This is a genomic window from Shewanella morhuae (genome assembly GCF_900156405.1).
Taxonomy (GTDB): Bacteria; Pseudomonadota; Gammaproteobacteria; order Enterobacterales; family Shewanellaceae; genus Shewanella; species Shewanella morhuae.
Genome location: NZ_FTNN01000026.1, coordinates 1 through 13,461 on the forward strand (window position 1 = coordinate 1; position 13,461 = coordinate 13,461).

At 42.7% G+C, this 13,461-nt stretch carries 11 protein-coding genes and 3 tRNA genes; 10 read left to right on the top strand and 4 right to left on the bottom strand.

Features of this window, described 5'->3' with window-relative positions:
* Together BW947_RS18190 and BW947_RS18195 are read right to left on the bottom strand one after the other, a co-directional pair.
* Positions 1 to 77, bottom strand: a tRNA-Met gene (locus BW947_RS18190).
* Between the two features lie 40 nt (positions 78 to 117).
* Positions 118 to 194: transfer RNA gene (locus BW947_RS18195), tRNA-Met, on the bottom strand.
* Between the two features lie 256 nt (positions 195 to 450).
* Between BW947_RS18195 and rlmKL the strand changes: the two genes are divergently transcribed.
* The 5 genes from rlmKL (at position 451) to rmf (ending at position 6,976) form a co-directional block, all read left to right on the top strand.
* A complete protein-coding gene (gene rlmKL, locus BW947_RS18200; RefSeq protein ID WP_076502269.1) occupies positions 451 to 2,580 on the top strand; it encodes a bifunctional 23S rRNA (guanine(2069)-N(7))-methyltransferase RlmK/23S rRNA (guanine(2445)-N(2))-methyltransferase RlmL in 2,130 nt (709 codons plus the stop codon).
* On the top strand, positions 2,573 to 2,827 hold the full coding sequence (locus BW947_RS18205; protein WP_076502271.1) for a glutaredoxin family protein: 255 nt from the start codon (positions 2,573 to 2,575) through the stop codon (positions 2,825 to 2,827). Before rlmKL ends, BW947_RS18205 begins: the two co-directional genes overlap by 8 nt.
* A gap of 1 nt (position 2,828) precedes the next feature.
* Positions 2,829 to 4,754 carry an ABC transporter ATP-binding protein gene (locus BW947_RS18210; RefSeq protein WP_076502272.1) on the top strand — a complete coding sequence of 642 codons (1,926 nt, stop codon included), beginning with the start codon at positions 2,829 to 2,831 and terminating at the stop codon, positions 4,752 to 4,754.
* Positions 4,755 to 4,782: 28 nt separating this feature from the next.
* Entirely contained in the window at positions 4,783 to 6,612 is a 1,830-nt protein-coding gene (locus BW947_RS18215; protein WP_076502274.1) for a DUF3466 family protein, read from the top strand.
* A 187-nt stretch (positions 6,613 to 6,799) separates the two neighbouring features.
* A complete protein-coding gene (gene rmf / locus BW947_RS18220; protein ID WP_006082074.1) occupies positions 6,800 to 6,976 on the top strand; it encodes a ribosome modulation factor in 177 nt (58 codons plus the stop codon).
* A 112-nt stretch (positions 6,977 to 7,088) separates the two neighbouring features.
* Here the strand turns inward: rmf and fabA are convergent, their stop codons facing one another.
* Positions 7,089 to 7,604: a bifunctional 3-hydroxydecanoyl-ACP dehydratase/trans-2-decenoyl-ACP isomerase gene (gene fabA / locus BW947_RS18225; protein WP_076502275.1), complete on the bottom strand. Its 516-nt coding sequence runs from the start codon at positions 7,602 to 7,604 to the stop codon at positions 7,089 to 7,091.
* A 74-nt stretch (positions 7,605 to 7,678) separates the two neighbouring features.
* Positions 7,679 to 9,412 (bottom strand): AAA family ATPase, encoded by a 1,734-nt coding sequence (locus BW947_RS18230; protein WP_076502277.1) that lies wholly within the window; start codon positions 9,410 to 9,412, stop codon positions 7,679 to 7,681.
* 221 nt (positions 9,413 to 9,633) lie between these two features.
* On the opposite strand from BW947_RS18230, the gene BW947_RS18235 reads away from it, so the two are divergent.
* The 5 genes from BW947_RS18235 to BW947_RS18245 form a co-directional block, all read left to right on the top strand.
* A tRNA-Ser gene (locus tag BW947_RS18235) sits at positions 9,634 to 9,724 on the top strand.
* A gap of 98 nt (positions 9,725 to 9,822) precedes the next feature.
* Complete coding sequence (locus BW947_RS18490) at positions 9,823 to 10,230, top strand: hypothetical protein (protein WP_083948269.1); 408 nt, start codon at positions 9,823 to 9,825, stop codon at positions 10,228 to 10,230.
* Between the two features lie 270 nt (positions 10,231 to 10,500).
* Positions 10,501 to 11,199 (top strand): site-specific integrase, encoded by a 699-nt coding sequence (locus BW947_RS18495; protein WP_159436994.1) that lies wholly within the window; start codon positions 10,501 to 10,503, stop codon positions 11,197 to 11,199.
* A gap of 1,423 nt (positions 11,200 to 12,622) precedes the next feature.
* The gene (locus tag BW947_RS18755; RefSeq protein WP_159436995.1) at positions 12,623 to 12,763 is read left to right on the top strand and encodes a hypothetical protein; all 141 of its coding nucleotides are present in this window, start codon (positions 12,623 to 12,625) and stop codon (positions 12,761 to 12,763) included.
* 70 nt (positions 12,764 to 12,833) lie between these two features.
* On the top strand, positions 12,834 to 13,461 hold a 628-nt coding region (locus tag BW947_RS18245), incomplete at its 3' end, for an IS30 family transposase (RefSeq protein WP_076502278.1).

The window sequence follows — 13,461 nt, forward strand, 5'->3', positions numbered from 1 at the left end:
TGGTTGCGGGAGCCGGATTTGAACCGACGACCTTCGGGTTATGAGCCCGACGAGCTACCATACTGCTCCATCCCGCGTCCGATATCTATCTGTATTACTTTATTATTTGCTTTGAAATGGTTGCGGGAGCAGGATTTGAACCTACGACCTTCGGGTTATGAGCCCGACGAGCTACCATGCTGCTCCATCCCGCGTCCGTCTTCAAAGCGGGGCAGACTATAACGGCAGAGCGTTGGCAATGCAAGGACGAAGATTGAAAAAGGTGGTGAACGCTTAAATATAAAGCGAGGTGGGGGGCTTTTATACGATTTGAATATAAGTTGGCGATTTTTCGTCGATGATCTTAGGTCAAGACCGTGACTAAATGGGGCATTGCTTAATAACTGTTTATCTTTTATGTATCCGAGCAGGTATAATGTCGCTTTGATTTTGACTGCGTACTGATATCCCATGCTTAATTTTTTTGCTGCCGCCCCTAAGGGCTTTGAATATAGCTTAGCCCAAGAGCTGATAGAATTTGGTGCGACTGAAGTAAAAGAGAGTGTTGCAGGTGTATATTTCACCGCTCCTTTAGCTTTAGCGTATCGTATTACTTTATGGACACGCTTAGCCAGCCGTATTGTGCTGGTTATCTATAAAGGTAGCTGCGAGTCGGCAGAGCAACTCTATAACGCAGCCTATTGTGTCGACTGGCCTGCACATTTTTCGAATAAATGCACTTTTAGTATCGATTTTCATGGTACGGGTGGCTTTATCAATAATACCCAGTTTGGTGCTTTAAAGATTAAGGATGCGGTGGTTGACCGTTTTCGTGACGATGATATCGAGCGTCCAAACGTGTCACGCGTTGACGCTGACTTTAAGATTGATGCGCATTTCCGTAATGGCGTGATCACCATCGCGATAAACTTTTCAGGTCCATCGTTACATCAACGTGGTTATCGTTCAACTACGGGTGAGGCGCCCTTAAAGGAAAATTTAGCTGCCAATATGCTAGTGCGCAGTGGCTGGCAAGCAGCGCCTTCGACGTTGCTCGATCCTTTTTGTGGTAGCGGTACTGTGCTAATTGAAGCGGCGTTAATGGCAGCGGATATTGCCCCCGGTTTACAGCGCAGTCGTTTTGGTTTTGAGCACTGGCGTCGCCATGATAAAGCCGTGTGGCAAAACGTGGTTGAAGAAGCCAAAGCACGTGCTTCAGTAGGCCTTGAACGTTGTGGCATTAAATTCTATGGATCAGATGTTGATGCGCATTTAATTGGCGTTGCCAAACGTAACGCTGAAAATGCTGGCGTACTGCAATTAATTGATTTTAAAGTCGCCGATGCTTTGATGATAGAGCCTCCTGCCGCAACGGGATATTTGATCACTAACCCACCTTATGGTGAGCGTTTAGGTAATGTGTCTGAGTTATTGCAATTGTACTATCAGCTCGGTGACAAGTTTAAAAAAGAGTTTGGCGGCTGGAAAGTGGCCATGCTATGTAGCGATATTGAACTGATTTCATCACTCAAGCTTAAAGCTGATAAACAGATGAAAATGTTCAACGGCGCATTAGAATGTGTGTTTAACATTTATACCTTGCATGCCAACAGTACGCGTCGCGACACACCTGTGCTACCCGATGGCGTAGACATTGCCGATATCGCCCCTGCGTTTGCTAACCGCATTAAAAAGAATGCCAAGCTACTAGAAAAATGGGCCCAAAAAGAAGGCATCGATAGCTATCGTATTTATGATGCTGATATTCCTGAATATAATGTCGCGGTAGATAAATATCTAGATTACGTGATTATTCAAGAATATATGGCGCCAGCGACCATACCTGAAGCTGTAACTAAACGTCGCTTAAGCGATGTATTACTGGCACTGCCGTCGGCGATTGGCATCAACCCGAACAAGATGATCATGAAGACTCGTGAGCGTCAAAAGGGTGCAAGTCAGTATCAAAAGTTGGATGAGCGTAAATTAGAGCTCATTACCACTGAATATGGCGCTAAGTTCAAATTGAACTTAACGGGTTATTTGGATACAGGTTTGTTCCTCGATCACCGCTTAACACGTCGTTTAGTGGGACAAAAATCTAAGGGGCGCCGCGTACTTAATTTGTTTTCTTATACCGGTTCTGCTTCAGTGCATGCCGCGCTTGGCGGTGCTAAATCAGTAACGACCGTCGATATGTCAAATACTTATATCGCATGGGCAAAGGACAACTTTACACTCAATGGTTTGCAAGGCAAACAATATGAGTTTGTGCAGTCTGATTGCATGCAGTGGATTAGAGATTGTCGTGAGCAATACGATTTGATTTTTATCGATCCACCGACGTTTTCTAACTCTAAAAGGATGGAAGACTCCTTTGATGTACAGCGCGACCATGTAAACTTGCTGGCATCTTTAGTCAAACTGCTTAGTCCAACAGGTGAGTTAGTGTTCTCTAACAATAAACGCAAGTTTAAGATGGATATAGAGACACTGACAAAGATGAATATCAAGGTGACTAACATTGATGACATCACGTTACCGATGGATTACAAACGCAACCCGCATATCCATAACACCTGGTTGCTAACCCATGCCTGAGTTGACTCAAACAGAGTTAGATAACAGGCCTTATCTGCTATATCACACCGACGGTTGCCATCTGTGTGAACTGGCCGCGGCGTTACTGGACGCGGCCGACATTAACTATCATGCCATCGATATATGTGATGATGCATACCTCGCGCAGCGTTATGGCGTATCGATTCCTGTGCTAAAAGCCTGGAACGATAACGAGTTACATTGGCCATTTAACGCAGCGCAATTACAAGAGTTTACAGGAGCTTAGTTTGAGTCTGGTTCGTATCAATAGTGGCTCTTTAGCCTATGGTTATACTCCGTTATTACAAAAAGCGGATTTTACTATTCAACGCGGCGAGCGCGTGTGTATTGTTGGCCGTAATGGTGCTGGCAAGTCGAGTTTATTAAAGGTGTTGTCTGGTGATGTGTTACTGGATGAAGGCGAATTTAACATCGCTGGTAATGTTACAGTTAGCCGCCTACAGCAAGATCCCCCAAAAGCCGAGCAAGGTACTGTATACGCTTATATTGCTGCGGGCTTAAAAGAAGTCGGACAGGCGCTTGAGCGTTATCATCAATTGTCTCATGATGTTGCCCATGCTTCGCCTGAGCAAATGGATCGTATGCTTAATGAGATGCAAGGCCTGCAAGAGACGTTAGATCACTACAACGGTTGGCAGTTAGATTCACGTATTCAACAAAATTGTGAGTTATTAAGTCTAGATCCCGACAAATTATTAAGTGAGTTATCGGGTGGTTGGCAACGTAAGGTGGCCTTAGCAAGAGCATTGGTCAGTGAGCCTGATTTACTGTTACTCGATGAACCGACTAACCATTTAGACATAGATACCATTGAGTGGCTTGAAAAGTTTTTACTTGATTATCAAGGTGCTATTGTATTTATCAGTCATGATAGGGGCTTTATTGCCCGTATGGCGACACGTATTGTCGATTTAGACCGTGGTGTTGTGACGTCATGGCCGGGCAACTATCAAGCTTATCTTGATGGTAAGCAAGAATGGTTACGTGTCGAAGCTGAAAAAAATGCTTTGTTTGACAAACGCCTAGCCGATGAAGAAGTATGGATCCGTCAAGGTGTTAAAGCACGCCGTACCCGTAACGAAGGTCGAGTACGCGCGCTTAAAGCGTTACGTGATGAGCGTAGTGAGCGTTTGAATCGCCAAGGTAACGCTAAAATGGCGGTGTCGGATACTGAGCGTTCAGGTAAGTTAGTATTTGATGTTAAAGATCTAAACTTCAATTTACCGGACAAAAACCTAGTTAAGAATTTCAATACCACAGTGATCCGTGGTGACCGTATTGCGCTGATTGGTCCGAACGGTTGTGGTAAATCGACGTTGATTAAACTATTAATCGAGAAGTTACAGCCACAATCTGGCGAGATTAAAGTTGGAACTAAGTTAGATATCGCTTATTTCGACCAATATCGTGAGGCATTAGATCCTGAGCAAACCGTTGAAGAAAACGTTGGTGAAGGTAAAAAGACCATCACGATTAATGGTCAAGACCGTCATATCTTAAGTTATTTACAGGACTTTTTGTTCTCACCAATGCGTGCTAGAACTCCGGTAAAAGCACTGTCTGGTGGCGAGAAAAACCGCCTGTTGTTGGCTAAGTTATTAATTCGTCCAGCAAACTTAATCATACTCGACGAACCAACTAACGATCTTGATATCGAGACCCTAGAATTATTAGAGTCATTGCTGACTGAGTACCAAGGCACGCTTTTACTCGTGAGCCACGATAGGGCATTTATCGATAACACCGTCACCAGTAGTTGGTGGTATGCCGGTAATGGCGCTTGGAGCGAGTATGTGGGTGGCTACCAAGATGCGGTGAACCAAGGGGCAAAATTTTATTCTGAGGAACCTAGTGCACAAAAGGCGGTCGAAGCTCCTACGGTTGAAACAAAACCAGTAGAAGTTAAGCTTACTCAGTCTGCTCCAGCAGTAAAAAAATTGTCATATAAGTTACAACGTGAGTTAGAGTCATTACCCAGTATGATGGAGCAGCTAGAAGCAGATATTCTCGCGCTGCAAACCATAATTGGTCATGCAAACTTCTATAGCCAGACACAGGATAAAGTGAATCAAGTGCTGAGCCAGTTAGCTGATAAAGAAAAGCAATTGGAAGTTTGCTTCGAGCGATGGGAAGAGCTTGAGTCATTGAAGTAAACCAATAATAAAAATGGGAATAGAATTAATGAAGTCAAAGTTGGATAAAGCCCTTTCCTTGGTAGCCTTAGGTGTCCTTGGTGTATTGAATAGTGCCCATGCTGCACCAGTGTATGAAATTGTTAACCTAGATAACTATGATTTACTCGGCACTCTTGAAGGCACGCGTAATGGTTATGCTTTAGGCGTCAATGCCAATGACGAATTAGTCGGTATTTCTAAGGGTAAGAAAAAGCTCAGCACTTCTGATGTAGAAGATGGCATCATTGATATTGAAGATGGCATCGCTCCCGAAGAAACCATCACCTATTCAATTACCGAGGCAATAGTTGCGAATAACTTTGTCTTTACTGCCGCGCAAAATGGAGCAGCAGGAGCTTGGTTACCGACTTTTGATAGTATTAATGGCGCTACACCGCCAAGTGATACCGCAGTCATTAACTCGGTTGATACATTTTACTATGGTATCAATGATGCCGGTGTCAAAGTCGGTAATATGACTGCGCCTGAAAAGAAAGTCGAAAATACTGCGACAACGAATGTGGCTGATGATTACTGGTATTACCGTGACTATGAATTTCGCGGTATTGCCAAACTAGGTGACACTGAAATTCCATTAATCCCTCCTTATACGCAATTTGTTAAGGATGATAAAACGGTTGAGCTTGGCGGTTGGTCAGCAGCATCTGCGGTAAATAACAATAATTTAGTTGCGGGTTATGCGAGTACTGCTATCAGTAAGTACGGCAGCGATCGTGTGAGTTATTGTTTAGGGACAGATAATACCTTGCCGTTGGATGTTTGTGTGCAACGTGAGCAATATCCTAATGCTTCAGGGACACGTAATATTCAATATCAAACCCGTGCTTATGTATGGCAAATTGATAATAATATTGCGACAGGCACTGAATTACCTTTAGGATTAACACCTGACAAAGATAATACGTTTACCTTTACCGCTCAAGCCGTTGGGTTAAATAATGCCGGTGTCGCCGTTGGGCGCTCGCATATTTACCGTTATGGTGATACAAAAAATTTACGCCAAGATGCAGCTTATTGGGCTAAAGACGCCAATGGTGAATATCAATATCACTGGATCCCAGTGCGCGATAATGAAGTATTAAGTTCTACAGCTTATGCTATTAATGATAACGGTCTCGTGGTGGGAAGCTATCGTAGTTACCTACAAGGTTATGCACGGGATAAGTTCTTCTATTATGACTCAACTCAAGCAGATGCTGTCATAGTAACGCCAAACGACTTTGCGGCAAAAACCAGTGATCTTTCAAGTAAAGCAAAGAGTATCAATAATAAAGGCCAAGTGGTTGGTTATATTGAAACCACGTACGACAAAGAAAAACCGCGTCCAAAAGCGGGTTTTTTGTATGATAAGCCAACAGATGAGTTCAGTAACCTTAATACATTACTGACCTGTGAATCTAAGGGTTACGAGAAAAATAGTGATGGAAATTGGACTCGTCATCAGGTAGAAATACAGGACGGTTCTGGTAAGCAGCTGCAATATAATGCCGATATCGTCGTTGTTGAAGGTGCTAGCATTAACGAAGAAGGAACGATTGTCGGTACGGCTTTTATTCGTAAACCTGCTTATCAATTTGATAAAGATGGTAAAGTGATTATTGGTGATAATGGCTTGCCGTTGTTTGAGTTAAATGGAAATGGCGATCCGGTAACAGCCTATATCCCACGTATGGTTGTACTTAAACCTGCAACAAGTGGCGAGGCTTGCACAGTGAAAGAAAATACCGATACGGGGAATTATGAGCGTAAAGGCGCTGCAACTTTAGCATGGTTGTTGGCATTACCTTTAGTGTGGTTCCGTCGCCGAACTCGTTAACTTTTAAGCTTCAATTCAGACTAAAAAAATCGAGGCAAAATGCCTCGATTTTTTTTCACTAAGATCTCAGTAGCTTAATAAATAGTCAGCACGATAGCCTATTTTTTGATTGATCTTAACGTCAAAAAGCACTATTCCTATGGGTGAAGCTTTTGCTTCTATTTTATGTAGAACAGAGGACGCTTGCATGAAAAGACAAAAACGAGATCGTTTAGACAGAGCTTTTTCAAAAGGATTCCAAGCTGGTGTGGGTGGGCGCTCTAAGGAGCTCTGTCCTTATGCAAATCTTGATTCGCGATCGCAGTGGTTAGGTGGTTGGCGTGAAGGTGTGGATGGCCGAGTTAATGGGCTATTTAATAAATAAGTGAGCCAAATCTCATTAATTAAATAGTCCAGAACACGCAAAGTAATGCAGCATATTGCCCTCAGTTGAGGGCAATTTCATTTGTATTAAAGCTGATACAGTAGACAAAAGATTAAAACGTAGAAGTGTCGCTAAATACACCAACTTTAAGATCTGTAGCGCTATAAATCTGGCGTCCATCGACTTCGAGAACAGCGTCAGCTATACCCATAACCAACTTACGGTGAATAGTGCGCTTGATATTGAGCTTATAAGTTACTTTTTTTGCACCAGGCAATACTTGTCCAGTAAACTTCACTTCACCTACGCCGAGCGCACGACCTTTACCTTCAGCTCCTTCCCAGCCTAAATAGAAACCAACTAACTGCCACATAGCATCTAGACCTAAACAACCTGGCATAACGGGATCGGTAATAAAGTGGCAGTCAAAAAACCATAAGTCTGGATTAATATCGAGTTCAGCGACAATTTCACCTTTGCCAAATTCACCGCCATTATCATTGATGGTGACGATTCTATCTATCATCAGCATATTATCGACAGGAAGACGGGGTGAGTTTGGACCAAATAATTTCCCATGGCCGCAGGCGATGAGTTCTTCTTTATTGAAACTGTTTGCTTTATTCATTATTTTACTACTCCAGCAATAAGAGGGGCCAAGATTAGCGAACACGTGTAAGCTAAACAACTCCGATCAGCTAATTAGCGGCGAAAAAATCCTAATTTTGCGAGTAATCTCGTGATTAAGCCGATTTCCTCTTCACCATTCCCTGCAAGTTTATCTAATCGTTCTTGCACTAGGCCATATAATGAATCGTGTGGAAAATCATTATCTTCATCGGCGACACCCGCAGGCATTTGCATTAAAAGTTCAACCGCCTGATCCATATGTTCAATAGCATAGATATGAAATAAGCCTTTACCTACAGCAGTAATCACTTTGGGATGAAGATTAAGCTGTAATGTGTTCGATTTTGGCATAATTACGCCTTGCTCGCCCGTCAAACCGCGTCTTTCGCACAGATTAAAGAAACCTTCAATTTTCTCGTTGATACCACCAATCGCTTGTACATTACCAAACTGATCCAATGCGCCGGTAATCGCCAGTGACTGAATAATCGGTTGTTCGGCAATGGCAGACATTAAACAGCAGTATTCAGCGAGTGATGCGCTATCACCATCAATTTCTTGATAGGACTGCTCAAAAACGATATTTGCATTTAGGTGTAATGGTGCGTCTCGTCCAAAAATACGGTACAAACAGGCTGAGAGGATCATCATTCCTTTGGCATGTATATTACCGCCAAGTTCAGATTTTCTTTCAATATCGGCCACTTCGCCATCGCCATAGTGGACTGAAGCGGTGATACGCGCTGGTTCACCATAACTGTAATCGATAGCATCGATCACGGTCAGGCCATTAATTTGGCCCACCATAGCCCCTGACGTTGGCAGATTGATGAAGTTGTCATCGAAGCTTTGGCCCGAATATTCTTCAGAACTATTATGGCGATAGTTGGCTTGGATTAACGCGTGTTCAATACTGTTGGCATCGATACTTGTTTTGCCGCTATATGCCTTAGCCTGCGCCATCAGTTGAGCAAACTCGAGCATAGACAAACTGAGACGACGCTGGTGCTCGGTTAATCGTGTACTGTAACTGAATAGTGGCGCTAAACTCGATTGTTCTAAAGTAACATCAATACTTTGGGCAACAGCCTGTAGCCATGCAACGTATTGTGATTCCTTGTACCGGATCAAATCTATTTCACTGGCGAGTTCCGCTAACAGCGTAAAATGACGTTGAAATTGCCAATCTTCCGTTCTTACTTGACTATAAATCATCCCTGCGCCCACTAAGACAATTTTACAATTTAGTGGAATAGGGCTTAAGGTATTGCTGATTTGGTATTGTTTATGCGTGAGAATTTGCATCACTAAATCCCACAAACTTTCACGTTTCCACAACGATTCGGCACAAATAAACACATAATGACACTGTGCCAGAGCGCCTGCTTGATATTGACTCGTCGTCCCTGTTTGTTGCATTCGGCCTATGAGATCAACGCGACGAATATTACCGCTTAGATAACGATAGTTAATCGTTTTTTCGGTAATTACTTTTTCATTATCCAGCGGTTTATCTAATTGCCATTGAAATTTTACTGAGTTATCAATCTGGCTGTGTGCCACTAGGTACGTTGCAGGCAAGGCTGTCAGACTATTAACGCAGGCTTGGATCATTAACTGGCGGTCAATGCCGGGATAATCGGCCAAGTAAAGCTGCTGGTCAATAATGGCATGGTGCAGTTTAAACGCATCCACAGCGCGTTCTTGGCCTAAGAGTAATGCGCTTAGATTGGCAGCCGTTTCAGAAAGAGGTGGCAGGCTAAATTCAGGTGCGAGTGAAGACGTGGGTATCAGGAGTGAATTCATATAAGCATTTACCATGAAAAGTTAGTCTGATTTTACCATACCCAAACGACAAGTCTCTCACTGTATAGATATTTTTGTGCCTGTTTTGTCGATTATTCACCAAAGTTAGTGAATAATTTGCCGTAAAAAACATCGAGCTGAGCATAAGATGAGCATTTGATTCAATAATTTTAAATTGAGGTTTACAATACTCTCCGATACTTATATTATTTCGCTCGTTCGGAGGGGTGGCAGAGTGGTTTAATGCACCGGTCTTGAAAACCGGCGTGGGTTTATAGCCCACCTAGGGTTCAAATCCCTACTCCTCCGCCATATTCTAAAGCAAAAAAGCCATTGATAATCAATGGCTTTTTTGCTTTCTGGCATTTGAAAAATCCTATTCTCAGACCCAAAACGGATGACTGAGACATATGTACTTATTCAGAGCCACAAATTGTACCTATTACACCCGTATGGTGTTACCTGTTTATCTGCGTGATAAAGGCTTTTCTGCCGACATCAAAATATCCTTACTCACTAAGCAGCGCTCAATCGCCATAGGTCGCAATCTTATTGTGGCGGGTGTCTTACGACCATTAATCAGTAACTTAACCGCACAATCAATGCCTGATGCGTTTAAAGCACACGTTAATCAATTGATTAATGATACCCGAGCAGGCTTTGTTGGGGTTACGGACATGCTTGATGACAAGGCTAAGCCAGTTCGAGAAGTGACTACGTTTATTCCCATACGGCCGACCCAATTCACTTCGGCAGATGACAATCCATCCCCACAAACAACGTTGGCATTATCAAAGAATGCTGGTAGTAAAAACTAAACAAAATCAGTTAGTAATATCACTTTACAGAATGCACTGACTAAGTTTATTACCTCCAAGCAGAAGCAGTCCATCTCAGCCTTAACAGTAAAGCAGCTTAATCAACGTATTAGCCATTTTATTGAGCGAACTCATTTAGAGGATGTACTCGACATAACCAGCGCTGAGGCAATGGAATACAAGGATTGCTTGCTAGAGGAGGGCAGAAGCCACAAGAGTAACAAAGACTATCTCGCAGCCGTGTCGCAGTTCTTTAAATGGAGCCGATTGATGCAATACACCAGTGCCAATCCGTTTGATGAAGTCACACTATCAAAGCCTTCAAACCAAGCTGGGCAGGATTTAGCGCGTCAGCGCTGGCAACCACATCAACTTAAGCAGGTGCTGCAATCGCAAGACTTTATCGATAAGCATCCCGACTTTAAGTGGATAACGCTGTTGATGTTCTATCATGGCCTACGCCCATCAGAGGCTTGTCAGCTCCATAGCCATGATATCACCGACATAGACGGCTTAGCCGTCATCCACGTCACCAATGAGGGCATCACTCAACAGCTCAAGACGGCGCAATCCAAGCGCACCGTTCCATTGCATAAAAAGCTAATTGAATTGGGCTTTATTGATTTCGTCAAAAGCATTACTGACCGAACATCAAAAAACCAGCCTTTGTTTGGCTACCCACCCAGCAGTGACGGTGTTTGGTCGCACAAGTTCTGCCGTGAATTTTGCAAACTACTCGGCCAGCTCGACTTCATTGCAGGCAAGCGGCCAACCGCATATTCATTTCGGCACACCTTTATAGATGAGCTAAAACAGCTGCAAATTGAAGAATCAATGGTGGCGCAAATTGTCGGACACGCTTATCACAACATCACCTATGGACGATACGGTAAGCAATATGATGTAAAAACACTCAAGCCTGTGGTGGATAAAGTCGAATTCGCGCTGAATTTATCTCTACCAGTATAAAAATAGGATGGTATGAGAGCGGTTTTTACTGAAAATGTTAACCGTAGAGTGGCAATCATAGCCACGCTCAGCAAATCCTGAGTGCATTTACACGCCAAAATTTGCTCTCACAGCACCCGCAATCAGCCTGAGAAAGCACATTTTCATGTTTAAACTGCCATTTCAAATCGCTTCGCACTCGGTGAGTGCGAAATAAAACTCACAAATAAAACGCTAGTTTAAAACATGATCTAACTCACTCAGCAGGCTTAAATGCGCTGCAACCCATAGGGCACAAGCAATAGCGTAAAGCGAAAAAAAGGCTTCGCTCTCAGTGAGTGCGAAAAAGTATCGCGTAATTGTCAAAAAATTAAGCGTAACACTACATGACTTATGCAAGCACAGACGAACACCTTAAAAGTCACATTGGCACTCATCAAATAAGACTATCGACACTGTTTCTATACTATTTGAACAATCGAACAATCAATTTGAATGGTTAATCAGTCTCACGCCCCCGAATAGGGCTCTTAATCAGATAATTTGTCCTAAATTGCGGCCACAGAGTGTGAATAATGACAATCGTTAGCAAAGTAACGGCAAAATTCACGCTCACAGCGCCAATAGTTAGTCTGAGAAATGAGAGAACTTACCCGTCACATCATTTCTCAGCCGCAAAACTGGCTCCTACAAGCGCAAATCGATTAAATATTTTGCTGAGAAAACGCATTTTCACGTTAATAGTGCAATTTTAAATCGCCCCGCACTCGGTGAGTGCGAAGCCAAAGCAGCCCACTAAATAAGTGGGGCTACAGCGTAACCCGGTACGCTTGTATCCCACTTTTTGTTCCAAAAAGGTCGGATACAAGCTCGGGCAAGGGGAGCTCACCTTTGAACCCCAACAGCCACATGCTGCGCATGTGAAGAAATCAAAAGCGTGAAAGACAAAATCAGTATGAACACTTCTCTGTGTCATGTACTGATTTTTGAACAGTTATAATGATGTCTCATCAATTTACGCTAAAAAACGATTTAAAATCGTTCTTTAGTTGTGTCGCTTGAAAAATAGAGAAAGCGTAATGTTTTGATTTTATTGCCTTTAATTTTTAGCGTGCTGAGCACAAATTCTACTTTACGCGCAAGCTCAGATTTTTATTTTTATTTTTAAATTAAAGTTGTTGATTTTATCATCTAAAGTAACAAGGTAAGGATGGTGTTAATTAGTGACATAAACGGTCGTATTGTCACAATTTAGTTTGAATAAACAAAATTCAAGTTACTCAACGGTTGTTAATTTAAATGAGTAATTAAGTTGCAAAAATTATTTCTTTATTGTCTAATGCTGGCAGTTTTTATGTATGTAACAATATTAAACAAAAGTTTAGCTCACAAATAACACTCATTACCAATGGATAGTTGGTATGCATTTGAGAATATGGATATTATGTCTTCATTGTTTCGTCAACAAGCTGTTGAAGCCCAAAAGCAAAAATTACATGGTGATGTGTCATTAGAACAGCCGATGTCAATTTATGCCGTCACTTCTATTTTGCCCAGAATTCAGATAATAACTGCGACACTCTAATTGAGGTGTAGAAGAAGCCAACTGCTGAAAAGTGGTACGCTTTATCTCGCCAAAGTAAAAGAGTATCACCATGAATTATCAACAGTTGACCGAAGCTAGACGATACCAGATTTCAGTTCTGTTAGAACAGGGCTTTTCGATAGCCATCATTGCCAAATGCATTCATTGTCATCGCTCCAGCGTGTATCGTGAGATAAAACGCTGCCAAGGACAACCACGCTACAACCCAAAGATGGCACATCAAAAAGCAGTAGAACTTAGGCGTCAATCGGCTAAATATACGATACCCGAGCGACGAATAGAGAGCCTGCTGCTATTGCTGCAACTCGATTGGAGTCCAGAGCAGATTTCGCATGTATTGAGTCTTGTAAAAGAGCCTGTTAACCATGAGTGGATTTATCGCTACATAGCGCGTAATAAACGCAATGGCGGCAAACTTTATCGTCATTTACGTCAAGGACATAAGCGCTATCGTCGCGGTAAAGCAGAACAAGCGCCAACGATAAAAAATGCAGTATCGATTGACGAAAGACCCGCAATTGTCGATAGCAGAGAACGGTTTGTCGATTGGGAAATTGATACGGTCCTAGGTCAACACGGAACAGGCGCCATAGTGACAATATTAGAGCGTAAGACGCGGTTTTATTTGATAAAGAAAGTAAACTCAAAGTCAGCGGAAGATGTGACGAGAGCAACAA

Excerpts from the sequence above, each read along its gene's own strand:
- rlmKL (WP_076502269.1), top strand. The coding sequence starts at position 451 with ATGCTTAATTTTTTTGCTGCCGCCCCTAAGGGCTTTGAATATAGCTTA.
- BW947_RS18205 (WP_076502271.1), top strand. The coding sequence starts at position 2,573 with ATGCCTGAGTTGACTCAAACAGAGTTAGATAACAGGCCTTATCTGCTA.
- BW947_RS18215 (WP_076502274.1), top strand. The coding sequence starts at position 4,783 with ATGAAGTCAAAGTTGGATAAAGCCCTTTCCTTGGTAGCCTTAGGTGTC.
- rmf (WP_006082074.1), top strand. The coding sequence starts at position 6,800 with ATGAAAAGACAAAAACGAGATCGTTTAGACAGAGCTTTTTCAAAAGGA.
- fabA (WP_076502275.1), bottom strand. The coding sequence starts at position 7,604 with ATGAATAAAGCAAACAGTTTCAATAAAGAAGAACTCATCGCCTGCGGC.
- BW947_RS18230 (WP_076502277.1), bottom strand. The coding sequence starts at position 9,412 with ATGAATTCACTCCTGATACCCACGTCTTCACTCGCACCTGAATTTAGC.
- BW947_RS18490 (WP_083948269.1), top strand. The coding sequence starts at position 9,823 with ATGTACTTATTCAGAGCCACAAATTGTACCTATTACACCCGTATGGTG.
- BW947_RS18495 (WP_159436994.1), top strand. The coding sequence starts at position 10,501 with ATGCAATACACCAGTGCCAATCCGTTTGATGAAGTCACACTATCAAAG.
- BW947_RS18755 (WP_159436995.1), top strand. The coding sequence starts at position 12,623 with ATGTCTTCATTGTTTCGTCAACAAGCTGTTGAAGCCCAAAAGCAAAAA.